The sequence below is a fragment of the Bacillus sp. JZ34 genome (genome assembly GCF_053903205.1).
Window position 1 is genome coordinate 249,634 of the sequence record NZ_CP096403.1, and the last position, 23,688, is coordinate 273,321.

General features: G+C 46.6%; 25 protein-coding genes. 14 read left to right on the forward strand and 11 right to left on the reverse strand.

Annotated elements, in window-relative coordinates:
- Positions 1-4: 4 nt before the first annotated feature.
- The 4 genes from M1D90_RS01170 to katA form a co-directional block, all read right to left on the reverse strand.
- Positions 5-1,030 (reverse strand): pectate lyase family protein, encoded by a 1,026-nt coding sequence (locus M1D90_RS01170; RefSeq protein ID WP_026580314.1) that lies wholly within the window; start codon positions 1,028-1,030, stop codon positions 5-7.
- A gap of 334 nt (positions 1,031-1,364) precedes the next feature.
- Entirely contained in the window at positions 1,365-2,318 is a 954-nt protein-coding gene (hemH, locus tag M1D90_RS01175) for a ferrochelatase (RefSeq protein ID WP_020453430.1), read from the reverse strand.
- Positions 2,319-2,324: 6 nt separating this feature from the next.
- Positions 2,325-2,741 carry a Fur family transcriptional regulator gene (locus M1D90_RS01180; protein ID WP_020453429.1) on the reverse strand — a complete coding sequence of 139 codons (417 nt, stop codon included), beginning with the start codon at positions 2,739-2,741 and terminating at the stop codon, positions 2,325-2,327.
- Positions 2,742-2,858: 117 nt separating this feature from the next.
- Positions 2,859-4,316, reverse strand: a complete 1,458-nt coding sequence (gene katA / locus M1D90_RS01185) for a catalase KatA (RefSeq protein ID WP_023856947.1) — start codon at positions 4,314-4,316, stop codon at positions 2,859-2,861.
- A 184-nt stretch (positions 4,317-4,500) separates the two neighbouring features.
- On the opposite strand from katA, the gene M1D90_RS01190 reads away from it, so the two are divergent.
- Entirely contained in the window at positions 4,501-6,099 is a 1,599-nt protein-coding gene (locus M1D90_RS01190; RefSeq protein WP_456283088.1) for a catalase, read from the forward strand.
- A gap of 305 nt (positions 6,100-6,404) precedes the next feature.
- Positions 6,405-6,836 carry a hypothetical protein gene (locus tag M1D90_RS01195; RefSeq protein ID WP_026580310.1) on the forward strand — a complete coding sequence of 144 codons (432 nt, stop codon included), beginning with the start codon at positions 6,405-6,407 and terminating at the stop codon, positions 6,834-6,836.
- A 19-nt stretch (positions 6,837-6,855) separates the two neighbouring features.
- Here the strand turns inward: M1D90_RS01195 and M1D90_RS01200 are convergent, their stop codons facing one another.
- Positions 6,856-8,067 carry an MFS transporter gene (locus M1D90_RS01200; RefSeq protein ID WP_456283089.1) on the reverse strand — a complete coding sequence of 404 codons (1,212 nt, stop codon included), beginning with the start codon at positions 8,065-8,067 and terminating at the stop codon, positions 6,856-6,858.
- A 153-nt stretch (positions 8,068-8,220) separates the two neighbouring features.
- Here M1D90_RS01200 and sigY point away from each other — a divergent pair, with 153 nt between their 5' ends.
- The 7 genes from sigY to M1D90_RS01235 all read left to right on the forward strand — a co-directional run bounded on the left by sigY (position 8,221) and on the right by M1D90_RS01235 (position 12,501).
- Positions 8,221-8,754, forward strand: coding sequence for an RNA polymerase sigma factor SigY (gene sigY, locus M1D90_RS01205; protein ID WP_023856948.1), 534 nt, complete (start codon positions 8,221-8,223; stop codon positions 8,752-8,754).
- Positions 8,751-9,074, forward strand: a complete 324-nt coding sequence (locus tag M1D90_RS01210) for a YxlC family protein (RefSeq protein WP_020453422.1) — start codon at positions 8,751-8,753, stop codon at positions 9,072-9,074. Before sigY ends, M1D90_RS01210 begins: the two co-directional genes overlap by 4 nt.
- Positions 9,075-9,293: a transcriptional regulator gene (locus tag M1D90_RS01215; RefSeq protein WP_302052703.1), complete on the forward strand. Its 219-nt coding sequence runs from the start codon at positions 9,075-9,077 to the stop codon at positions 9,291-9,293.
- Complete coding sequence (locus M1D90_RS01220) at positions 9,290-9,502, forward strand: PLD nuclease N-terminal domain-containing protein (RefSeq protein WP_456283090.1); 213 nt, start codon at positions 9,290-9,292, stop codon at positions 9,500-9,502. The genes M1D90_RS01215 and M1D90_RS01220 overlap by 4 nt, the downstream gene beginning before the upstream one ends.
- On the forward strand, positions 9,502-10,389 hold the full coding sequence (locus tag M1D90_RS01225; RefSeq protein WP_328038110.1) for an ABC transporter ATP-binding protein: 888 nt from the start codon (positions 9,502-9,504) through the stop codon (positions 10,387-10,389). The genes M1D90_RS01220 and M1D90_RS01225 overlap by 1 nt, the downstream gene beginning before the upstream one ends.
- Positions 10,386-11,162 (forward strand): ABC transporter permease, encoded by a 777-nt coding sequence (locus M1D90_RS01230; protein ID WP_396278895.1) that lies wholly within the window; start codon positions 10,386-10,388, stop codon positions 11,160-11,162. Before M1D90_RS01225 ends, M1D90_RS01230 begins: the two co-directional genes overlap by 4 nt.
- Before the next feature lie 109 nt (positions 11,163-11,271).
- The gene (locus M1D90_RS01235; RefSeq protein ID WP_456283091.1) at positions 11,272-12,501 is read left to right on the forward strand and encodes a multidrug effflux MFS transporter; all 1,230 of its coding nucleotides are present in this window, start codon (positions 11,272-11,274) and stop codon (positions 12,499-12,501) included.
- Between the two features lie 40 nt (positions 12,502-12,541).
- Here the strand turns inward: M1D90_RS01235 and bslB (M1D90_RS01240) are convergent, their stop codons facing one another.
- Both bslB (M1D90_RS01240) and bslB (M1D90_RS01245) read right to left on the reverse strand, forming a co-directional pair.
- Positions 12,542-13,015 carry a biofilm surface layer hydrophobin BslB gene (bslB, locus tag M1D90_RS01240; RefSeq protein WP_023856950.1) on the reverse strand — a complete coding sequence of 158 codons (474 nt, stop codon included), beginning with the start codon at positions 13,013-13,015 and terminating at the stop codon, positions 12,542-12,544.
- A gap of 226 nt (positions 13,016-13,241) precedes the next feature.
- On the reverse strand, positions 13,242-13,808 hold the full coding sequence (gene bslB / locus M1D90_RS01245; RefSeq protein WP_309539595.1) for a biofilm surface layer hydrophobin BslB: 567 nt from the start codon (positions 13,806-13,808) through the stop codon (positions 13,242-13,244).
- A 318-nt stretch (positions 13,809-14,126) separates the two neighbouring features.
- On the opposite strand from bslB (M1D90_RS01245), the gene M1D90_RS01250 reads away from it, so the two are divergent.
- The 4 genes from M1D90_RS01250 (at position 14,127) to M1D90_RS01265 (ending at position 18,278) form a co-directional block, all read left to right on the forward strand.
- Positions 14,127-14,789, forward strand: coding sequence for a rhamnogalacturonan acetylesterase (locus M1D90_RS01250; RefSeq protein ID WP_035337979.1), 663 nt, complete (start codon positions 14,127-14,129; stop codon positions 14,787-14,789).
- A gap of 114 nt (positions 14,790-14,903) precedes the next feature.
- On the forward strand, positions 14,904-16,619 hold the full coding sequence (locus tag M1D90_RS01255) for an ABC transporter ATP-binding protein (RefSeq protein ID WP_035337976.1): 1,716 nt from the start codon (positions 14,904-14,906) through the stop codon (positions 16,617-16,619).
- A gap of 144 nt (positions 16,620-16,763) precedes the next feature.
- The gene (locus tag M1D90_RS01260) at positions 16,764-17,072 is read left to right on the forward strand and encodes a PadR family transcriptional regulator (protein ID WP_020453412.1); all 309 of its coding nucleotides are present in this window, start codon (positions 16,764-16,766) and stop codon (positions 17,070-17,072) included.
- Between the two features lie 12 nt (positions 17,073-17,084).
- The gene (locus M1D90_RS01265; RefSeq protein WP_456283092.1) at positions 17,085-18,278 is read left to right on the forward strand and encodes a chromate transporter; all 1,194 of its coding nucleotides are present in this window, start codon (positions 17,085-17,087) and stop codon (positions 18,276-18,278) included.
- Positions 18,279-18,320: 42 nt separating this feature from the next.
- Here the strand turns inward: M1D90_RS01265 and prpB are convergent, their stop codons facing one another.
- The 4 genes from prpB to M1D90_RS01285 all read right to left on the reverse strand — a co-directional run bounded on the left by prpB (position 18,321) and on the right by M1D90_RS01285 (position 22,589).
- Positions 18,321-19,238, reverse strand: a complete 918-nt coding sequence (gene prpB, locus M1D90_RS01270) for a methylisocitrate lyase (RefSeq protein ID WP_026580301.1) — start codon at positions 19,236-19,238, stop codon at positions 18,321-18,323.
- 12 nt (positions 19,239-19,250) lie between these two features.
- Positions 19,251-20,690: a bifunctional 2-methylcitrate dehydratase/aconitate hydratase gene (locus tag M1D90_RS01275; protein WP_130569284.1), complete on the reverse strand. Its 1,440-nt coding sequence runs from the start codon at positions 20,688-20,690 to the stop codon at positions 19,251-19,253.
- A gap of 36 nt (positions 20,691-20,726) precedes the next feature.
- Complete coding sequence (gene mmgD / locus M1D90_RS01280; RefSeq protein ID WP_020453408.1) at positions 20,727-21,842, reverse strand: citrate synthase; 1,116 nt, start codon at positions 21,840-21,842, stop codon at positions 20,727-20,729.
- A 75-nt stretch (positions 21,843-21,917) separates the two neighbouring features.
- Complete coding sequence (locus M1D90_RS01285; protein WP_003186304.1) at positions 21,918-22,589, reverse strand: GntR family transcriptional regulator; 672 nt, start codon at positions 22,587-22,589, stop codon at positions 21,918-21,920.
- Between the two features lie 226 nt (positions 22,590-22,815).
- Here M1D90_RS01285 and M1D90_RS01290 point away from each other — a divergent pair, with 226 nt between their 5' ends.
- Complete coding sequence (locus M1D90_RS01290) at positions 22,816-23,406, forward strand: DNA-3-methyladenine glycosylase (protein WP_020453407.1); 591 nt, start codon at positions 22,816-22,818, stop codon at positions 23,404-23,406.
- Positions 23,407-23,688 lie beyond the last annotated feature (282 nt).

Genomic DNA, 23,688 nt, shown 5'->3' on the forward strand with positions numbered 1-23,688 from the left:
AAGTTTATGGATTGACTTTGCCGACTCCGGCATTTTGTTTGACGATTGATTTTACATTGTCGACATTGTCGAGTGAGTAGCTGTATGGCGGATTATAGGTTGTAGTAGAGGTAGTCGGCATGCTGCCCCTGGAGTTTACAAATTTGTTGTTGGATACATGCCAATAGCCTGGTGAACTGCTATACCAAGAGACAATTGGATCTTTGGCGTTTTCAAAAAGGTTGTTCTCAATTTTGATACGTGCGCCCATTCTCGAATTAATTCCGCTGTCGATGATCTTATTGAAATAGTTGTTGTAAATGTGGCCCTCTCCGAAACGGAATGACGGCACCCGCGAATTCAGATTTTCGAACCAGTTATGGTGGAATGTAATCGTCCGGTTGTAATTGTCGCTGTCCGATGAGCCCATCAGCATGGATTTCCAGCCATCGTGCACATAGTTCCAAGAGAATGTAATATATTCGGCGTCTCTTTTGACGTCAAATAATCCGTCATAGTAATCTTTGTCAACGTTCAGGCTGTGGTAAAGCTCGTTATGATCAACCCAAATGTTTTTAGAAGGGCCTTCAATGCCGATCGCGTCCTTATCGCCGGAAGCTACTTCGTGAATTTTTAAGTTGCGGATGATGATGTTGTTGGCTCGCCATACTTTAATGCCGATGCCTTTGAGTTCGCCTTTGGTCCCTGACCCGACAATCGATACGTTTGACACGTCTTTGACGTCAATCTTTGATGCGGATGTATTTGAGGTTGTAATGGTGCCGTTGACATAAATTTTTAATGGCGTATTTGCATTCTTATTTTTTAATGCCGCAATGAGCTGATCTCCCGTTGTTACGGTTACCGTCTGACCGCCTTCTCCGCCTGTTGTTCCGCCGTTTAGTGTCGCGAAGCCTTTTAAGCTGAAATCGGCAAGCGGATTTACTTTGCCCGAGCTTAACGAAGAAGCTGCTTCTGCCGAAACCGCCGCTGTCAAAGACCCGATAACCCCTAATACAAAGATAAAGATGATGCTGATTAATTTCTTCACATTCATTCCTCCTATTCTTTTTTCATGCCGCCGCTATATAGGAAGCGCTTACAATTACGGCGGATGCCAAGTGATGGACACTGATGATCCCTCCCTTTTATTGGAATCAGAGAGAGCATAGCATACGTTTCTGAATAATCTGAATAATCATGATGTGAGTTGGATTTGCGCATAAGCTGGTGATTATGCCAAATGACACGAATCTGAGAATAAGCGCATTTTTAGTTGAAGGTCTTTCATCATAATGGTGCAAAAAAAGAATCTATGGAAATGAATAGCCATAGATTCTGCTTCTAAATCATGTTTTCTTCAGTTTTTCATTTTTCGGAGCGATTTACAGTCCCGCTTTCTCCTGTTCTGTGCTGTTGTATGTTCGCTCAACGACTGCGGCAAGCGTATCGATGAAGCGCGGATCGGTGTTCGGCATAGGCGGACGGTGATAGCTTGCGCCAAGCTCGTCCGTAACCGCTTTACACTCATAGTCGTTGTCATACAGCACTTCCAAGTGGTCAGAGACAAATCCGACCGGTGCGTAAATAAATGACCGGAAGCCTTCCTGATACAGTTCTTTTGTTAAGTCTTGGACATCCGGACCAAGCCACGGATCGGGTGTGTTGCCCTCACTTTGCCAGCCTACGGCGATCTGGTCAAACGACAGTTGTTCTCCGATTAGTTGGGCCGTTTTCTCGAGTTGATCCGGGTATGGATCTCCATGCTCCTTGATTTTTTCCGGCAGGCTGTGTGCTGAGCATACAAGAACCGCTTTTTTTCGTTCTTTTTCAGACATGCCGTTTAAAATGCTGCCGATTTCTTCAGACCAATAGCGAATAAAGCCTTCTTCCTGGTACCATTCGTCAATCGATGCGATCCGGGGGCCGCCGATTGCTGCTGCGGCCTGTTTGGCGCGCCGATTGTATACTTCGGTACTGAAGGTGGAATAGTGGGGAGCTAAGACGACGGAAACGGCCGCTTCAATTTGGTCTTTTTTCATTTGTTCAACCGCATCCTCGATAAACGGAGAGATGTGTTTTAAGCCGAGATACATCACGTATTCGACCTCATCTTGGCGCTCGTTCAACGTTTTTTCCAGCTCTTTTGCCTGAGCGAGCGTAATTTCCGCGAGCGGAGAGATTCCGCCGATATGCTTGTAGCGTTTTTTCAAGTCTTCAATCATATCATCGGACGGCCGTTTTCCATGACGGATATGCGTGTAATACGGAATGATATCTTCTTCCTGATAAGGGGTTCCGTATGCCATGACTAACAGGCCGACTTTTTTTCGGTTCATATGTCTTCACCTCTGCTGCTGTTCTTGGCATGTTGTACAGATTCCGTAAATCCCTAAATAATGCGAGTTCACTTTAAAGTTCGTCAATTGTGCTGCTGCATGCTCAACCTCTTTGAGGTGAGGATAGTCCAGATCAGCGATTTTTCCGCATGATTTACAGACAACATGATAGTGCTCTGATGTAAATAATTCATATTTGCTTTTTGCGTCTCCGTGGGACAGCTCTTTTAAAATGCCGAGCTTCACAAATAATTTCAAGTTGCTGTAGATTGTCGGGAGACTCATGTACGGCAATTCCCGGTGAATGTCTTCCGCCGATGGGTGGCCGCCCAGAGAAGCAATCGTTTTTAAAATCAGGACGCGCTGAGCCGTTATTCGTAAACCCCGCTTCTTTAAGAAAGGGACGAGCTGTTCGTCTTCCACACGTAACATCCCCTGTCGTTCTTTGATTAAGGTCAGGCACCCGCATGCTTAAGAAGACGGGTGCCTGTACCTGAGAAAATGAGAATATTCATTGAGAATGATTGAAATGATTTAGCCTTAAACTTCCTGCGGAACGGACAAGCCCAATCCTTCGGCAACTCGTGTGCCGTACTCCGGATCTGCTTTATAGAAATGCTGAATTTGCCGAAGCTTGATTTCGTCTTTTGTCACCTGCTTCATCGAACCTACGATATTGCTGACAAGACGAGTCCGCTCTTCTTCGCTCAAGAGGCGGTAAAGATCGCCAGCCTGTGTGTAGTGGTCGTTATGGTCGTAAGAAGTGCTGTCCGCCGAACCAGACACCGGATAAGCCGTTGTTTTGTTTTCAGGAGATTCCTGAGGGCCTCCGAAGCTGTTCGGTTCATAGTAGACAGAGCCCCCGCCGTTTGAATCAAAGCGCATTTGTCCGTCTCTTTGATAATTATGGACGTCCGCTTTCGGACGGTTGATCGGCAGGCTGTTATGGTTTGCGCCGACGCGGTAGCGGTGCGCATCCGCATATGCGAACAGGCGTCCCTGGAGCATTTTGTCGGGAGACGGTTCAATGCCGGGCACCAATGTTCCAGGGGAGAATGTAGCTTGTTCAACCTCTGCGAAATAGTTTTCCGGATTGCGGTTTAGAACCATGCGGCCGACTTCAATCAGCGGATAATCTTTTTGCGACCATACTTTTGTAACATCGAACGGATCAAAACGGTACGTATCCGCATCCTCCAGCGGCATGATTTGAACGTACAGCTTCCATGCCGGGAAGTCTCCTTTTTCAATCGCCTCATACAAGTCCTGTGTATGATAATCGGGGTTTTCACCTGCAATCTTTGTCCCCACTTCTTCGGTCAGGTTTTTAATGCCTTGTTCTGTTTTGAAGTGGTATTTGATCCAGACGCCTTCTCCTTCGGCATTCACCCATTTGAATGTGTGGGAACCGAAACCGTGCATGTGCCGGTAAGTGGCGGGGATGCCTCTGTCAGACATCAGGATGGTCACCTGGTGAAGGGACTCTGGAGACAATGACCAAAAATCCCATACGGCATCCGGGTTTTTCAAATGTGTGACCGGATGGCGCTTTTGTGTATGAATGAAATCAGGGAATTTAATCGCATCGCGAATAAAGAAAACAGGTGTGTTGTTTCCGACGAGATCATAGTTCCCTTCCTCTGTATAAAATTTAACAGCAAATCCGCGCGGGTCGCGGACGGAATCGGCTGAACCGTTTTCGCCTGCAACAGTGGAAAAACGGACGAATAACGGTGTGCGTTTTCCGACTTCTGATAAAAATTTGGCTTTTGTATATTTGGAAACGTCATTTGTGACTTCAAAGTAACCGTGCGCACCGGCGCCTTTTGCATGCACAACTCGTTCAGGCACACGCTCTCTGTTGAAGTGGGCGAGCTTTTCGAGCAAGTGGACGTCCTGAATCAGCGTCGGTCCGCGTGAACCAGCTGTCATTGAGTTTTGGTTGTCTCCAACGGGAGCGCCCCAGCTGGTTGTTAGGTTGTTTTTATTTGTCGTCATCAAAGGATCACCTCGCGTAAATTTTAATTACAAAATAATGATAACATTTCTCAAGAAAAAAACAATATTTATTTATAATAATTATAAAGAAAAATTCATTATCGTTGATTAAATATATTAAAACTGAATAACTCCCTTCATTTGGGATAAGTTATTATTAATTCCAAATAAAGGAGGTACGGAGATGGATCAGCATTCAAACGAGCAGAAATCTGACATGGAGACGGATGAGACGTTAACGAACCGGCAGGGCCACCCGATCACAAACAATCAGCATATCAGGACCGTGGGCAACCGGGGGCCTTCCACATTGGAGAACTATGATTTCTTGGAGAAGATCAGCCACTTTGACAGGGAGAGGGTTCCCGAACGGGTCGTCCATGCCAGGGGGGCCGGAGCGCACGGCTATTTTGAAGCTTATGGAACAGCAGGCGATGAGCCGGTCTCAAAATATACGAGAGCAAAACTGTTTCAGGAAAAAGGGAAGAGAACCCCGGTGTTTGTCCGTTTTTCGACGGTGACCCACGGGATATCTTCACCGGAAACGCTTCGCGATCCCCGCGGATTTGCCGTTAAGTTTTACACGGAGGACGGGAACTGGGATCTAGTCGGAAACAACTTGAAGATCTTCTTTATCCGCGATGCGGTGAAGTTTCCTGATTTAATCCATGCATTTAAGCCGGACCCGGTTACGAATTTGCAGGATGGCGAAAGAATCTTTGACTTCATTTCCAACACGCCTGAAGCCATGCACATGATCACATTTTTGTTTTCTCCTTGGGGCATTCCGGCAAACTACCGGCAGATGCAGGGGTCCGGTGTCAACACGTACAAATGGGTAAACCAAGAAGGAGAAGCCGTCCTTGTGAAGTATCACTGGGAACCGAAGCAGGGCATAAAAAACTTGACGCAAAAAGAGGCGGAAGAAATTCAGGCGAAGAACTTCAATCACGCTACACAGGATTTATACGAAGCGATTGAGCGGGGAGACTATCCCGAGTGGGAGTTGTTCGTTCAAATCATGAGCGATGATGAGCATCCTGAACTCGATTTTGATCCGCTTGACGATACGAAGCTATGGCCTGAGGAGCAATTTCCTTGGCTTCCTGTCGGCAAAATGGTATTAAACAAAAATCCCGAAGACTACTTTACAGAAGTCGAGCAAGCGGCATTTGGAACAGGGGTTCTTGTCGACGGACTTGATTTTTCCGATGACAAAATGCTTCAGGGACGTACGTTTTCCTACTCTGATACACAGCGATACAGGGTAGGGGCCAACTATCTGCAGCTGCCGATCAATGCGCCGAAAAAAAGGGTGGCAACCAATCAGCGGGGCGGCCAGATGCAGTACAAGGTCGACTTAGGCAAAAATCAAAGCCCGCACATCAACTATGAACCTTCAACTATCAACGGGCTGAAAGAAGCGAAGCAGGACGGCAAAGAATATACCCCGCATGTCGAAGGAAATCTGGTGCGCGAAAGTATCGAAAGGCAGAATAATTTCAAGCAGGCCGGGGACACGTACAGGCAATTCGAAGACTGGGAAAAGGACGAGCTGATTACGAATCTGGTCAATACACTTGCCCCCTGCGATCAAAGAATTCAAACGAAAATGATCGAGATGCTCAAGCAATGCGACAAGGAATATGGCAGCAGGGTCGAAGAAGGATTAAAAAACGCTTCCAGCCAAAATACATCCAGCCGGGAGCCGATCGGGGCAGAAGGCGCCGAAGATGCGCCGAGACAGGCGGAAGAAAAAGGCCATAGTGAAGATCCTTATTAAAGGATCATCATTATCTATTCAAACTGATATTAAGATATGGATGCGCTTCAGCGTATCCTTTTTATTTTGGAATAATGGAGACAATCGGTTCAGCAGTGGAGGAAAAAGAAGAATACAGAAAGAGGTTTAGGGTGTTCGCTCCAATTTGTCGAGAAAATAACGAGCAAAAGAAGCTTATCCCCGCTTACTCCCTTTAACCAATATTTCCCTATATTCAACAAATGTACAAATCCATAGCAAAGAATAAAACGGAAAATATGGTAAAATCAAGCATGTATAAAGAGTTGAAAAAAGGAGGAGTTTTCATGTTGAAAAAGTTGGCAGCGGTCGTTTTCATGTTGGGAATCATGCTTTGCGGTGCTGGCGGAACGTCTGTTTTGGCATACGGAAAGTCAATTTCTCAGGAATCGATTCATCCCTACAGCACGGCATATACAGATGTCAAGGTGGTTGGCAAAACAGTCCGCTTTTATATTAAAGGATTGGAGAGTCCGTTTAATCAGACTTATTATGAAAGAGTCGCATGGACAAGCACTGATGAGGAGCCTGATACATTAAAGGACAACATTTTATCTGTGAAAATACCGGCAAAAACGGGAAGCAGGTATGAGGCAAACTCAAGCGAAAGGCTTGAGCTGATCAGAGAAAAGGTCAATTCAGGCGATATGGTTTACGGATGGGCAAAAGCGCAGAATGGCAATTGGTATCCTGCCGGCTCTGCTAAAATATCTTATTGAGCAAGCCAAAAAGCAGGCATCATCCCCGCCTGCTTTTTGTACGTATCGAAAACTGCTTTGAAACGAGCATCACTCCTGCCCCTGCTAATGACAAAGCCCCGGCAAACCAAAAAACCTCCGGCAGCCCGAACAGTTCAGCCGTTTTTCCCGCCACAACCGGTCCGAGAAAAAAACCGAGCGCATAAAAAGATTGATAGAAACCCATCACAGACATTTTGAGCTGAGGCGTACCAAGCTGGACGACTTTGCTGACCAAAAGCGGAAAAATAAACCCCAATGTCAGTCCTGTCACGGCGTGGATCACACACACTGCGAAAAGGGTCTCGGCGAACGGCAGCAAGGAAAAGAAAACAGCCGTTATCACATAAGATATCCATATCAGTGCATCGGCGGCCTTTACTTTGTAAAAGATACACCACACGGAAGCCAGCGTTTGCGGAACAAAAAAAGCGCACATAATCCAAATCAGCTGCTTCTCATCAATGCCGACCGATTCCGCGTAAATCGGCGTGAACCCGAACACGGTCATAAATAGCACGGCATGGGCTAAAAACGATAATGTTGTAATCGCTTTTAAATCAGGAAGACGCAACGTCTGTTTAACATAGTCTGACAAAGCCATCTCCTTGGCCGTATGGCGGGGGCCGTTATCTTTAATGTAAAATGACAGAATCAGCCCGATGCACGAAACGGCAACACCGATCCAAAACGGAAACATCCAGCCGAACAAATGGACGAGGTATCCGCTGACAGCCATGCTGACAAATTGGGGGAGAACCGTTAAAAACTGCAGGATGCCCATCGCTTTTGACGATTGATCTTTTGTGAAATACTGCGAGTATAAAACGGTTGCCATCACCCACATCGCCGCAGTCATACCGGCGAGCAGCCTGGCCGTGATCACCATGATGAACGAATCGGACAACAGAAATATGCAGCAGCTCAACAGAGACATTGCAAAGCCGCTGATCAACAGCTGTTTTCTAAGCGGCGAAAGAACATCTGACAGGATGCCGAACGGAAACCGCAGTAATATCTGGGTGACGCCGTAGCTTCCGAGTATTATTCCTATCGCTGAATATGAAAATCCGATGTTGTCTAAATATAATCCGAAAACAGGGACATAGATGTATGTAGCAAACCAGAAACAAAAGACGGCACCCCAAAAGATGATATGATCTTTCCTTAAAATTTGTTTTTCTTCATAGACGATTTGTTTTTGCAGTTCCATCCCTTTTTACTCACACCCCTTTAAATTCCAGTACATCATAAACCCCGCTCGGAAAACAAGATGATTTTTTATCTTATTGAAATACAATTGAACGGTTTGCTTGCAGCCGTCGTCCTAGATACAGAGACAAAAAGAAAGGGGGTAGGCGTTTTAGTGGATCAAGCAGATGAAAAAGAACTGATCATACGGGCAAAAGACGGGGAAGATGAGGCTTTTACGATACTGTTTCAGCTTCACTATCCTTTTGTATATCAATATGTTCTGAAATTAACGCTGAACCCAGATCTCACAGAGGACTTGGTCCAGGAAACGATGCTGAAAGCGTATGTCAGCCTTCATCAGTTTCAAGGCAACGCGAAATTTTCAACATGGCTGATTTCAATTGCTTCCCGGCTGTTTATCGACCATCAGCGCCGGAAAAAACGCGAAAACCGCAAAACGCAAGCAGCAGGAGAGGAAGCCTTGCGAAAAATGAAATGGAAGTCTGCCCTTCACGGCCACGAATGGAGCGAATACTTGGAGCTTTTTGCTGCTCTTGAGCCAGAGTTCAGAATGCCAATCTTGTTAAGGCACTATTACGGGTTTACTTATCCTGAAGTGGCAAACATGCTGAAAATAAAAGAAGGTACCGTCAAATCGCGCGTGCATCATGGATTAAAGAAGATTCGAAAGGAGTGGGGACAGTGAACGACCGAGACGAAAAAGAAACGATTACACAGTTGAAACGCGAACTCGAAAGAATGGATGATACTTTTGTGCCGCCGGTTCCTCAAGTATTTGAACTGAATCAGCGTTTAGCGCGGTTTAAGCAAGAACGCAAGCGGGCGCTCAAAAAGGAATTGCTTTGTTTTATCGTCATGGCGCTGGTGATTTTATCGGCTTACTTGACGATTTCCGTTCAAGTGCCGGCTGTTTTTATCATGGTGCAGGGTGCGGCGCTTATATTTCTGCCGGCGCTCGCCCTATTAGAAAAAAGGCGGCGTGCGGCTGACGGGGAGGCTGATTAAATGAATCTTGATATGACTCAGGAAAAATTGATGCTGCTGCTTTACATTTCACCGCTTTTATTTGCGCAGAGTATCTTTCTATTTCTTAATGCGAAGAAAAAAGGAGCCAATGCGTGGTTTTGGGGCATATGGGGCTTGATCCAAATACCGATGCCTTTATTATTCTATTATTTATTTGTTGTAAGGCCGTTTCATAAGAAAAGGAGGCCGTCATCATGACTGAAACAGATATACCTTGGGCGCTGCTCGCTCCTTTCATTGTTCTGTATTTCATTTTAGCAGTGTCCGCATTGGTCGATTGTATCAAACAGGAGAAAACGAATGGCCCAAAGTGGATGTGGATTTTGATCATTTTCGGGATCAGTTTTGTCGGTCCCGTCTCTTACTTTATCATCGGTAAAAAAACATATGAGAGGAGGCGGGTGTGATGCTGTCCGTCAATGGTTTAACAAAAATGTATCAGCAGGACCAAGCTGTCCGAAATGTCAGCTTCGACCTTGAGTATCAGCAATGCGTTGCCCTTCTCGGGCCGAACGGAGCGGGAAAAACGACGACATTGCAAATGCTTTCCGGTTTATTGGCGCCTACATCAGGAGGCATCCGCTTTTTGGGGAGGGAATCGATAAACAGGCTGGAAATCGGATATTTGCCTCAGCATCCTGCGTTTTTTTCATGGATGACAGCTTTGGAATATATGGTGTTTGCTGCAAGACTTTCTAAAATGAAACGTCGTGAAGCCCTGGAAAAGAGTCGAACCGCTTTGCGCTATGTCGGTCTGGAAAAGGAAGAAGACCGGAAAATCAGCGGTTTTTCAGGAGGAATGAAGCAAAGGCTCGGGCTTGCGCAGGCTTTGGTTCATGAGCCGAGCCTGTTGATTTTGGATGAACCTGTTTCTGCGCTCGATCCGGCGGGGCGGCGCGAAGTCCTTGATATGATGAAAGATTTAAAAAAGAAGATGACAATTCTATTTTCGACTCATGTGCTGCATGATGCCGAAGAGGTGTGCGATCAAGTGATCATGCTGAAAGAAGGGGCTGTCAAATGGTCAGGTCCGCTTCACAGATTGAAGAATCGGCATTTAAAGCCATCTTATATCCTGACAGCTGAAGAGAGCCTTGAAGGATGGCTGGAACACCTGCCTTATGTCAGCAAAGTCGTGTATCATAAGCCTTCACAAGCTGAATTTTATTTAACAGATCGGTCTGACAGCCGCCGGCTGTTGGCTGAATGCTTGAGCAGGCAAGTATCGATTGTTCGTTTTGAACAAAAAACGATGTCCTTGGAAGATATGTATTTGAAGGTGATGGGGCTATGAATTCATTTTTTATGTTATTTCAAAAAGAATGGACGGAAAGCTGGAGGGACGGAAAGCTGCTTTGGCTGCCAGTCATTTTGATCCTTCTGGGCTTGATTCAGCCGCTCACCCTGTATTATATGCCTCAGATTATCGATATGGCCGGGAATTTGCCTGAGGGAGCTGTGATCGACATACCAAAGCCGGGAAGTGAAGAGGTGATGGCGAGCACCTTGTCCCAGTTCGGCACGATTGGTACTGCAATTTTCGTTTTCAGTGTGATGGGCAGCATTGTCCACGAACGAAACCAAGGATCCCTTTCATTGGTGATGGCGAGACCTGTCAGCCCGCTGCAGTATATCGGCAGCAAGTGGCTTCAGCAGGTGCTGCTCGTATTGGTTTCGTTTGCTGTGAGCTACGGTTTGGCTTTTTATTATACAAACCTTCTATTCGGCAAGGTTGAAATTAACCGGTTCTTATTTAGTTTATTCGTGTACAGTATATGGATTGTATTTGTCATGTCGGTCACGATGTTTTTCGGTGCCCTGTTTCGTCATATCGGGGGGATTGCCGGCATGAGCATCAGTTTCATCGCCTTCGTTTCACTGGCGGGTTCCTTATTTCCCCGTTTTACCGAATGGATGCCTGATAAGGCGAAAAGCCAGGCTGACTATTTTATCATGCACGGTTCATGGGATAATGCTTTCGGCTGGATGGTGTTTTCGTCTTTGGGAATTGTGCTGCTTTTGTTCATGTGCACCGTTTTTGTTTTTAAAAGATATGAATCTTACTAATCAGCCGGGCTTGCCCGGTTTTTCTAATTGTTATCTTCATAGCTTAAGGTGTACAATACATTGAAAGGTTTCGAGGGCGTATTTCAAAATATAAAAAAGGAGTGATCCAATGGGTACGCTTAACAGCCAGACAGATCTTGCGGCTCAGTCAAAAGCTAAGCCGAACAGGGTATGGATCGCTGTCATATTGGGTATTTTATCGGGAATCGGTCCGGTTGTGATCGATTTATATTTGCCCGGCCTTCCGCAGATGGCATCTGATTTACATACGAATGCTTCCGTCGTTCAGCTCAGTTTAACATCGTGTTTACTGGGGCTGGCAATCGGCCAAATTGTCATCGGTCCTTTCAGCGATGTCCTTGGAAGAAGGCTCCCGCTGATCGTTTCGCTGTCCGTTTTTGCCGCGGCCTCATTTTTATGTGCTATGACATCCTCTGTATGGGTCTTGATTGCGATGCGCTTTATTCAAGGTGCAGCGGGTGCAGGCGGCATTGTCATATCACGCGCGATTGCTCGTGATCTATATTCTGGTACAGAATTGACAAAGTTCTTTTCGCTCTTGATGCTGGTTAACGGGATTGCGCCTATCATATCCCCGGTAGCGGGCGGCCAGCTGATGAAATGGACGACTTGGAACGGCGTATTTTTCATTATCGGCCTTTTTGGCTTGCTGATGATTTTGTCCGTTATATTCGGAGTTAAAGAATCACTGTCTCCGGAAAACCGCACGGCAGGCGGGTTTAAAGAGACGTTTGTATCATTTGGAAGGCTCTTCGGCCAGCGCACATTTATGGGATACGCTTTGGCGCAAGGGCTGATCGTAGCGGGGATGTTCGGCTATATATCGGCCTCTCCGTTTGTTTTGCAGGACATTTACAAATTGTCGGCGCAAGCCTTTAGTTTTTGTTTCGCATTAAACGGCTTGGGCATCATTATCGCGGCCCAGATTACGGGCAGGCTTGCCGGCCGGTTCGGCGAAGCTTCCCTTTTGCGGAGCGGTTTGCTGCTGTCTTTTACCGCAAGCGTTGTTTTATTTGTTTCTGTCTTTTTCAAAGCACCGCTGATTCTGATTTTAATTCCGCTGTTTGTCGTGGTTTCCTGCATCGGAATCGTGACGACGACCAGCGGATCCTTAGCGATGCAGAGCCAGGGTAAATCGGCCGGAAGCGCATCTGCGCTTTTAGGACTGCTTCCGTTTATTTTAGGAGCTGCCGCGGCGCCGCTCGTCGGTATTGGCGGAAGCCATACAGCTTTACCGATGGCAGTCGTCATTCTGTTTTGCAATATAAGCGCGCTCGCTTGTTTTAACATGCTGGTTCGGCGGGCAGCGCTTAAATGAAAAAAGCCTGCCGGTTCTTTTGCCGGCAGGCTGAAATGTTTTAGCGTGGCAGGATATCAACTGTAGCTTCAGCGTGGTTGTAGTTTCGTCCGAACTTTTGCAGCTCCGCAGTGACTCTGTGGGTTCCTGCGTTTGGAAGCGTTTTCCGAACCATGACCAGTTTGAACGCAGAAGAGCTGAAAGCATAAACCGGCACTCTGACGGTTTGCCCGTCATTTAAAATTTGTGTATAGTTCAGTGTTCTGCCGTTCAGCGAATCTCTTGTGTTCGCATGGAAGCGGTATGGAAAGTTAAATTCAACATAGCTTGCACCGACAAAAGAGTTCGGTTTGTAAGTGACTTCAATGTCTGAGGTTGTCCACTCTTTGTTGCTGTCAACCGTTTCGACATGAAGCGTCGGAGCGTTTCTGAAAAAAGTGGCGCTCGCTTCCTCCGTCGGAAGAATGAAAGAAAACAATGCTGCTGAAGTTAATAGCCCGACTCCCATTTTACCGATAAATTTACGTTTTAACATGTACTTCCCCCTCCTAATGAATGTTGTTAAAAAAGATGAAAAAGGAAAAAATAAGTTCATCATCTACTATATTCCTTTTCCTGCTCCATCAATCTATCACCGTTTACCATTCAAGTAAATATTTTTTGAGAAAAATTCTAAAAACTTTTAAAAAATGCATGATATGTAAAGGGAAATACAGCAGAACAGCTGCCGGCAAATTGATGCCGGCAGGCCGAACATTGATTTAACGAGGAACAATCTCCAAAGTTGTTTCAGCATGGTTGATGTTTTTTCCATTTTGTTGCAGTTCAGCAGTAATTCTGTGAGTCCCTGCATTTGGGAGCGTTTTCCGAACCATCACTAATTTGAACTCAGAAGAGCTTAAAGCATAGACGGGAACTCGGACCGTTTGTCCATCATTTAAAATTTGTGTATAGTCAAGTGTTTTTCCATTTAGTGTATCTCTTGTGCTTGCATGAAAACGGTATGGAAAATGAAATTCAACATAGCTTGAACCGACAAAAGTGTTTGGTTTATAAGTAATTTCGATGTCAGAAGTTGACCACTCTTTATTGCTGTTAATGGTTTTTGCCTCAAGCACAGGCTTCTGAGTCGGGTTATCCGGTTGCGGATAATCCGGCTGCGGCTTAGGCCACGGCTTGAATGGCGGCGGACAAAAGATCGGTCCTCTAAAATGATTTGTTTTCACCTCTTGGGCATTTGCCCCTTGGGTAGGAATGATAAATGAAAACAATGCTGCAGAAGCTAATAGACCAACACTGATTTTGCGAATGAATTTTCGTTTAAGCATCGATAAGTTCCTCCTAAATGCAATGTTAAAGTTAAAAAGTAGAGGACGTCCTATTATTTTCAAGAAAAGGTAGAAACGAGATCGCGATCAACTATATTCCTTTTCTTGTTTACTTAATCTATCACCATTTACCATCCAAGTAAATATTTTTAGATAAATTTCTAAAAAAAATTAGTATAAATTGATAGTTTTCTATCAATTTATAGCCTTTTTTATAAAAAGGAGTCGTATAAAGAACAAAATGGGCAAATATGTATGTTGGGTTGCGGTTCTTTGAGGGGCCTTTTAATATAAAACAAAAAGGAATGAGGGGGATGGATAATGAGAGACGTTCAGTTGTTTTTGGCCGGGGATTCAACGGTTTGCGATTATGATAGCGACAGGGCGCCGCGTGCAGGCTGGGGACAGAAAATTGGCGCGTTTTTAAGAGACGGTGTTTTGATCCGCAATGAAGCGGCATCAGGGAGAAGTTCAAAAAGCTTTATTGAAGAAGGCAGGCTGGAGCGAATCATGACACAGATCCGAAGCGGCGATTATTTGTTTGTCCAGTTTGGTCATAACGACCAAAAGCCGGATGATCGCTATACAGAGCCATATACGACTTACAAGCAGCACTTGCGCCGGTATATAGATGACGCCCGGTTAAAAAAAGCCAATCCGGTCCTCATTACACCGGTCCAGAGAAGATCATTTGAAAGCGACGGCCGGTTCAAAAATACCCACGGCGACTATCCTGATGCGATGATACAGCTTGCGGAAGAGCTTCGGGTGCCGCTCATCGATCTCGCCTCCAAAAGCCGTCAATTGCTTGAATCGCTGGGCCCGGAAGCTTCCAAAAAGCTGTTTTTATGGCTTGAACCGGGGGAACAACCCAACTATCCGGACGGAGCCAGGGATGACACCCATTTTTGCGATTTCGGTGCAAATGAGATGGCTAAGCTTGTTGCACAGGGAGCAAAAGAAACGGGAATTCCTTTATAAAACAGTCTACTTGAGAATAATTTTCAATTATTTTTCAAAATTTTTGCACTTCCGATGCCAATCTGTGATACGATCAATCTCGTAAAGATTCTCAAAAGGAGTGCACATCATCTTATGATACGCCGCTTTTTTTCATACTATAAACCTCATAAACGTCTGTTCTTCATCGATTTCAGCAGTGCGATCATCGTCGCAGTGCTTGAGCTGGCTTTTCCCCTAGTCGTTCAGTGGTTCATCGATACGCTGATTCCCGGGGGAGACTGGCTTGAAATTGTCTGGGTAAGCATCGGCCTCTTACTGATTTATTTGCTCAGCACGGGCCTGCAATACATTGTCAATTATCTCGGGCATAAGCTCGGCATCAATATTGAAACGGATATGCGCCAGGAGCTTTTCCAACATGTACAGCGCCAATCTTTCCGATACTTTGACAATACAAAAACTGGACATATCATCAGCCGCATCACAAATGATCTGTTTGATATCGGAGAGCTGGCCCATCACGGACCGGAGGATTTGTTCATCGCCGTGATGACCTTTTTCGGTGCATTTTGGATCATGCTGACGATTAATGTGAAGCTTGCCTTGGTTGCTGTTCTGTTTGTGCCGTTATTGATTATTTTAATCACTTATTCAAATATCAGGATGAACCGCGCTTGGCGCCAGATGTACAGCGAAATCGCCGATGTTAACGCCAGGGTTGAGGACAGTGTTTCAGGCGTTCGCGTCGTTCAATCTTTTACGAATGAACGCTTTGAGATTTCCCGGTTTTTAAAGAACAATCAAAAGTTCCGCAAGGCGAAGCTGAAAGGCTACAAAACGATGGCTCTCACGACTGCGGGGACCTTTTTGATGACGCGGCTGATGATTCTGGCAGTGCTTGTGTACGGAGCTTGGCTCAGTTTTTCCGGGAATATGTCCTACGGGGAATTCGTCGGGTTTGTTCTTTATGTCAACGTGTTGTTTAAGCCGATTGATAAAATCAGCGCCATTTTGGAGCTTTATCCGAAAGGAATGGCAGGATTTAAGCGGTTTACGGAGTTGATCGATACAAAGCCGCAGATTGTCGACCGCAAAGATGCGATTGATGTTCAGCTGTTGGAAGGAAACATCGTCTTCAAGAATGTGACGTTCGGCTATGAAAAACATAAACCTGTCCTGCAAGGCGTCGATCTGTCAATTACAGCCGGAGAAACGGTCGCTTTTGTCGGCCCTTCGGGAGCGGGCAAAACGACGATCAGCTCGCTGATTCCGCGTTTTTACGATATAGACGGCGGAGCCATCACAATTGACGGCATCGATATTCGCGACATGACAAAACGTTCTCTCCGTTCGCAAATCGGCATCGTCCAGCAGGATGTGTTTCTTTTTACGGGGACGCTCCGCGAAAACATCGCCTACGGAAAACTGGATGCGACAGATGAAGAGATTCAGCGGGCCGCCAAAATGGCGCATTTAGAACAGCTGATCGAGTCGCTCCCGGACGGTTATGAGACCCAAGTCGGCGAAAGAGGGCTGAAGCTGTCAGGGGGCCAAAAGCAAAGGATCGCAATCGCCAGGATGTTTCTTAAAAATCCGCCGATTCTCATATTGGACGAAGCCACATCAGCACTTGACACAGAGACGGAGCAGGTGATTCAAAACGCTTTGACAGAGCTCGCAAAAGACAGGACGACGCTTGTCATTGCTCACAGACTTGCTACGATCCGCAATGCCGACCGGATTGTGGTCGTGACAGAAAACGGAATCGCAGAAGAAGGAACACATGATGAACTGGTTGAGCGCGGCGGTATTTTTGCGAATCTTCATCGTGTACAGTATCAGTCGTAAATGTTTGAAACAGGCAAGCCCATGTTTGGGCTTGTTTTTTTAAGGGCAAAAGACCTTGAAAAGAGAGAGAACCGATGCTACACTTTCGTTATAAACTGTCGATATCGGATTTCGATATTGAGTTTCGTTAAAGGGGGTGCGGTATTGGAAGATAAAGTATTGCGAAAGCTATTTCTGGGATTTATTCAAATTCATATTTTGCACCACGCCAGCGAACATCCGATTTTCGGCTTGTGGATGCTTGAGGAATTGAAAGAGCACGGATATAACATCAGTGCGGGAACGCTGTATCCGATCCTTCATTCAATGGAATCTGACGGACTTCTTCGAAAAGAAGAACAGAATGTGGACGGGAAAATCAGAAAATACTACTCAACTACGGAAAAAGGAGCAAGCGTACTGAAGGAAGCAAGGTTGAAAGCATATGAACTGTTTAAAGAAATTAAAGAATAGAGGAGTGAAATCATGACAAAGCATAAAGCGGACCGAAGCTTGAGGTCGCTGCTTGAAATTCTATTCGTTTCAACCAGGCTTGGATTGACATCGTTCGGAGGGCCGATCGCCCATTTGGGATATTTTCATGCTGAATATGTCCGCAAAAGAAAATGGATGGACGAAAAAAACTATGCCGATCTGGTCGCTTTATGCCAGTTCCTGCCCGGCCCTGCCAGCAGCCAGGTGGGGATCGGAATCGGCGTCATGCGAGCCGGCATCATTGGAGGCATCTTAGCGTTCATCGGGTTTACTCTCCCATCTGTCATAGCACTCGTATTATTTGCTATGATTCTGCAAGGCTTCGATATCGGGACAGCCGGCTGGATTCATGGGTTGAAAATCGTAGCCGTAGCCGTAGTCGCCCATGCTGTTTTGGGGATGGCGCAAAAGCTGACACCTGATAAAAGGCGCAAGGCGATCGCGCTGTTTGCTCTAGTCGCCACCCTTCTCTGGCAGACGGCTTTTACACAGGTCGGAGTCATCCTGCTCGCCGCTTTCGCCGGTTATCTCATCTATAAAGAGCAAGTTGAGACAGATGATTCTGTCATGCGATTTCCAGTGTCGCGCCGTTTTGCGGCGGTTTGTCTCAGCTTGTTTTTCGGGCTTCTCATACTGCTGCCGATGCTCAGAGAACTGACATCTTCCAGCTGGATTGCCATGTTTGACAGTTTTTACAGGTCGGGTTCTTTAGTCTTCGGCGGAGGGCATCTGGTCCTGCCGTTATTAGAACGGGAATTTGTACCGACGGGCTGGTTAAGCGAAGAGGCTTTTCTAGCCGGGTATGGAGCCGCTCAAGCTGTCCCGGGGCCTTTGTTCACATTCGCTGCATATCTTGGTGCGGTGATCAGCGGCTGGCAAGGCGGAATGCTCGCCACAGCGGCGATTTTTCTGCCGGCGTTCCTGCTGATTTTGGGGACGCTGCCCTTCTGGGATACGCTGCGCCGCAATCCTAAAGTGAAAGGCGCTTTAATGGGAGTGAATGCAGCCGTTGTGGGAATATTGATTTCCGCATTTTATCATCCGATCTGGACCAGCTCGATATTGGCGCCGGTTGATTTTGCATTCGCCGCGGTTTTATTCAGCCTGCTTGTCTACTGGAAGCTTCCGCCATGGATCATCGTTGCAGCCGGTGCTGCCGGCGGTGCATTGATGCAACTGCTGTAAATGGAGAAGGCTGCCGACAATTCGGCAGCCTTTTTTCTCGTATTAACGATGTTCTTTTCCGATTTCGGGAAGCACCGTTTTGGCGATATTTTCGTCCAATTTTTCATAGTCGTAGTATTGAATCGCATCATATAATTCTTCGCGCGTCTGCATGTCATCGAGCACACCCTTTTGCGTGCCTTTTTCGAAAATTTCTGCGAAGACCCGTTCATAAGCTTTTGCGGCAGCGCGCAGGGAGGTTACCGGGTAAATAACCATGCTGCAGCCGAGCATTTGGAATTCGTCAGCCGTGTAATAAGGCGTTTTTCCGAATTCGGTCATATTGGCGAGGAGCGGCGCTTTAATGGATGAGGCCATTTCCTTGAACTCGGCTGCGCTCGTTAATGCTTCCGGAAAGATGGCATCGGCTCCCGCGTCGGCATATAAATTGGCGCGTCTGACGGCGGCTTCCATTCCTTCCGCTGCTTTTGCATCCGTGCGTGCCACAATGACGAGTGAAGGGGCGGTTTCTTTTATCGCTCTAATTTTTGCGATCATGTCTTCTGCCGGGACAAGCGTCTTTCCATTTAAATGTCCGCATTTTTTAGGCAGCTGCTGATCTTCGATTTGAACGGCTGCGACCCGGCTTTCAGCCATTTCGGCCGCCGTGCGCGCCGCATTTAGGACACCGCCGTAGCCGGTGTCGATATCGACCAAAAGCGGAAGATTTGCGGCTCTCACAAGTTCGCTGGCTTTTTCAGCGATTTCCTGGGAATGAATCATTCCGAGGTCAGGGAGTCCGCGGCTTGCCGTGTAGGCTGCCCCGGAGAGGTAGAGCGCTTTGAAGCCGATGTTTTTTGCGGTAATGGCTGCCATCCCGTCATGAACGCCTGGTATTTTCAAAATATCAGGCGCTTTCATCAGCTTTCTGAATGTATTGGCCAGTTCTTCCTGAGTTGATTGTTTCGAGACAATCCACATATTCAAAACCTCCTAAATCACAAACAATTCCATAAAGTCCGGCACAGGTGTACCGCTTAATTGGCGAGGGTCATTCAGCAGGGCGTTGATTCGCTCCGCTTGCCCCGCCGGAAAGCGCGTTTTTAAGTTATTGGTGAATTTTTCTTTTAACAGCGGGATGCCTTCGTTGCGGCGGCGCCGATGACCAATCGGGTATTCGACCGCGATTTTTTCCGATTGTGTGCCGTCTTTGTAAAACACTTGAACAGCGTTGGCGATCGAGCGTTTTTCCGGGTCGAGATAATCGGTAGAATACTGTTTGTTTTCGACTGTGGTCATTTTTTCGCGCAGTCTGTCGATTTCCGGATTTTGCGCGGTTTCGTCTTCGTAATGGTCAGCGGTAATATCGCCGTAGATCAGCCCGATCGCTGTTATATACTGAAGGCAGTGATCACGGTCAGCCGGATTGTGTAATTCTCCCGTTTTGTCGATAATCCGGATGGCCGATTCGTGAGTCGTGATCACGATTTGATCGATGTTATCAAGTCTGTTCTTCACTTCAGGGTGAAGCTTGATCGCGGCTTCAGCAGCCGTTTGTGCGTGGAATTCCGCCGGATACGAAATTTTAAAAAGGACATTTTCGATGACATAAGAGTCGAGCGGTCTGGCGAGCGTCAATTCTTTTCCGCCGAATAAGACATCCTGAAAACCCCACATTGGAGCGGACAAAGCGGTTTTATATCCCATTTCGCCCTTCAAGGTCATCATTGCGAGCCTCACGCCGCGGCTTGTCGCATCACCGGCAGCCCAGGACTTTCGCGAACCGGTATTCGGAGCGTGACGGTACGTCCGCAGGCTTGAATTATCGACCCAGGCTTGGGAGACGGCATTGACAACATCCTGTTTTGTCCCCCCCAATAGTGCACATGCCACAGCAGTGGAGGCGACTTTTACAAACAGCACATGGTCAAGCCCGTTTCTGTTTAAGCTGTTTTCGAGAGCAAGGACGCCTTGGATTTCATGAGCCTTCACAATTGCCGTTAATACATCGTGAATGGTGAGCGGTTCCTTGCCCGCCGCGAGCCGCTGCCTGCTGACATAGTCAGCGCAGGCTAAAATCGCTCCAAGGTTATCTGACGGGTGGCCCCATTCGGCTGCCAGCCATGTGTCATTATAATCGAGCCAGCGAACCATGCAGCCGATATTGAAGGCTCCGTGAACAGGATCGAGCACAAATTGCGTTCCCGGGACGCGGGTGCCGTTCGGGACGACGGTATCCGGGGCAATCGGGCCGAGATGTTTGGCGCATTCCGGGTATTTGAGCGCCAAAATGCCGCAGCCCAGTGTATCCATTAAGACGTAGCGGGCGGTTTCAATCGCTTCTTCGCTTGAAATCTTGGCATTTACCGTATAGTCTGCGATCTCTTCCAGCAATTGATCGCAATTTTGGAGCGTTTGACTTTCTGTTTTCATAACATTTATCTCCCTTCTTTCTGAATCAAAGGCGAACTATGGATGAAGATGACGCGGTCCGGTATAGTGAACTCTCGGGCGGAACAGCCTGTTGTCTTCGTGCTGTTCAATGACATGCGCGCTTAGACCGACAGAACGTGCCGCGAAAAATATCGGAGTATAGAGATCGATCGGTATGCCGAGCAGGTAATAGACCGGAGCCGCATAGTAGTCGAGGTTCGGATACAGGCCTTTTTCTTCGCGCATCAGCTTTTCGCCGGCATCACACATCTCATATAAATCCTGTCGGCCGGTTTTATGAGATAGCGAATAGAGCGCCTTTTTCAGCAGGGCTGCGCGCGGGTCCATTTTTTTCATATAGACGCGGTGGCCGAAGCCCATGATTTTTTCTTTTCTGCTTAACTTATGCTCAATCAGCTTGCAGAAGCCCGATTTTGTTTCTCCTTCGAGCAGCATGTACATCACTGCTTCATTCGCGCCGCCGTGCAAATGTCCTTTAAGCGATGCAGCGGCGCCTGTGAAAGCACCGTATATGTCTGTGTTTGTCGATGCGATGACTCTTGCGGCAAATGTGGAGTTCGGCATTTCGTGCTCGCTGTACAGCATTAATGTCTGATCAAAGACGGCTGTTTCTTCCGGAGTCGGTTCTTTTTCCGTCAGCATGTATAAAAAGTTCTGGCTGAATGAAAGCTGTTTATCAGGCGTGATGACATTTTTCTGGTGAAGGATGCGGTAGCTGTTGGCGGTAATATTCGGAACCTGTGCGATCAAGCGCAGCGCTTTGCTTCTGTTTGCTGATGGAGACCTGTCATTCAATTCAGGATCATATCCAGCTAAAGCGGAAATCCCGGTTCGGAGCGCATCCATCGGATGGGTGTTATTCGGAAGCGCCTTCAGAATGGTATAGATTCCGCCGGGCAGTTCATACGAATTTTTTATAGCGCTTTCAATTCCTTGCAATTCCATTGGATCAGGCAGTTTATTTTGAAGGAGGAGATAGACGAGGTCAAGATATGTTTTTTGTTCTGCAAGTTCGATTAAATCATAGCCTTTAATGACGATTTGTTCCGCTTCCGTATCTAAGAAGGAAATGTTCGTTTCCCCAGCAATAACGCCTTCTAATCCCGGTTTAAATACACCTTGTTTGCCCATTTTTCCACCTCTTATTCGTTTTTTAACTTTTGTGTCAAAAACGTGCTGTGAGAATGGCATTGGCTGTTCGGCGGATTAGTATGAACGTTCCAGCGTTTCTTCAATGGAACGCAAGCTTCGTTTAATGTGGGAACGCATGGCGGCTTCTGCCAAAACGCTGTTTTTTTCTTTGACGGCATTAAAAATGTCCAAGTGTTCATTGAAAGATACAGACGGTTTGTAGTCAGGATTTTTGTATCCGCTGATTCTGCGATACCGTTCAATCCTGCTTTCAAGCTGATCCAGAAAACGTTTTGCGGTTGCGTTTGTGCTGATGGCGTGCAAGATGGAATGAAATTCTGATCCGTATTTGACCGTATCTGTTTTGCGGCCCTTTACGGCAGCCAGTTTCATCAGTTCGATGCGGTCTTCAAGCTGATGAAGGCTCTCCGGTGTCACCAGCTGTGCGGCTTCGGCAGTGAGCAGTCCTTCAAGCGCTTCCCGAACTTTAAAAACCTCTTTCGCTTCAGCGAGCGAAATCGGGCATACGCGAAGCCGGCCGTTCGGCTGTTTACTGACCAATCCTTCAAGCTCCAGCCGGTAAAGAGCCTGGCGAAGAGGAGTTCTGCTGATGTTTAAACCCTTTGCAAGACTGTCTTCAGCAAGCTGTTCAGAGGGAGGGTATTCAAGTTCGATGATCTTCGTTCTTAATTCATTGTAAGCGTAATCACTTGCAGACTGTCTTTTGACTGGATTTGAAGAGTGCATGAAAAAAGCTTTCGCCTCCTTTTTTCAGAATATAATTATTATTGTATACAATAATACAGATATGTCAATGTCATCCATGAAAGACTGAAAAATAAAATCAATGGGAGATCCTCATCTTAATCAAGGCACCTTCATTTTCTGGCATCCCGTCTGTCGAAAATGGTAAAATATATCACAATCGACAAAGAGGCATTTCGCCTTTGAGCAAAAAGGAGGCCATCCAAAAATGAATCCAGCTCACGAACCTCTCCCGCTCGAATTTTATAGCAAACCAACAATTGAACTCGCTCAATCCCTGTTAGGCTGTCTTCTTGTCAAGGAAACAGAAGAAGGGACTGCTTCAGGATATATTGTGGAGACAGAGGCTTATAGAGGGCCCGGGGACAGAGCGGCGCACAGCTACGGCAACCGCCGGACGAAACGTACGGAAATCATGTTTCATGAAGCCGGCTTGGTCTATACGTACACCATGCACACCCACACACTCATCAATGTTGTAAGCGGAGGAGCCGATGAACCTGAGGCCGTGCTGATCAGAGCGCTTGAACCCCATGAAGGCCTCGCGCTGATGGAGAAGCGAAGGAGCGGAAAGAAACCGCGCGATTGGACGAACGGACCGGGAAAGCTGACAAAAGCGCTTTCCATCACGATGAACGATTACGGCAGACCGTTGACATCGCCGCCGCTTTATATCGCAAAAGGATATGAACCTCAGAACATTTTGTGCGGCCCGCGAATTGGAATTGACAACTCTGGAGAAGCGAGGGAATACCCTTGGCGTTTCTGGATAAAAGAAAACCGCTATGTCTCAAGATAGTTAAAAGGTTTGGCTCCCGTTCAACAGGGAAAACAATAAAAAAACAGGAGGGAGTCAAGCTATGAAAAAAGTGTTTAAAAGCGCCGTCAAATGGGCGCCTGTCATCTATCCGATCGCATGGAAAATCATCAAAAGCCGAAGAGAGAAAAAGAATCTGAAAGCCGGGTAACCGGCTTTTTTTCTTGGAGAAAGGCCAAATTGACTTGAAAGCGCAGCCATAATAGAATTTACTTAACTATGAGACAAATTTCACAAAAAGAATGAATATACCTGAGTGTATGG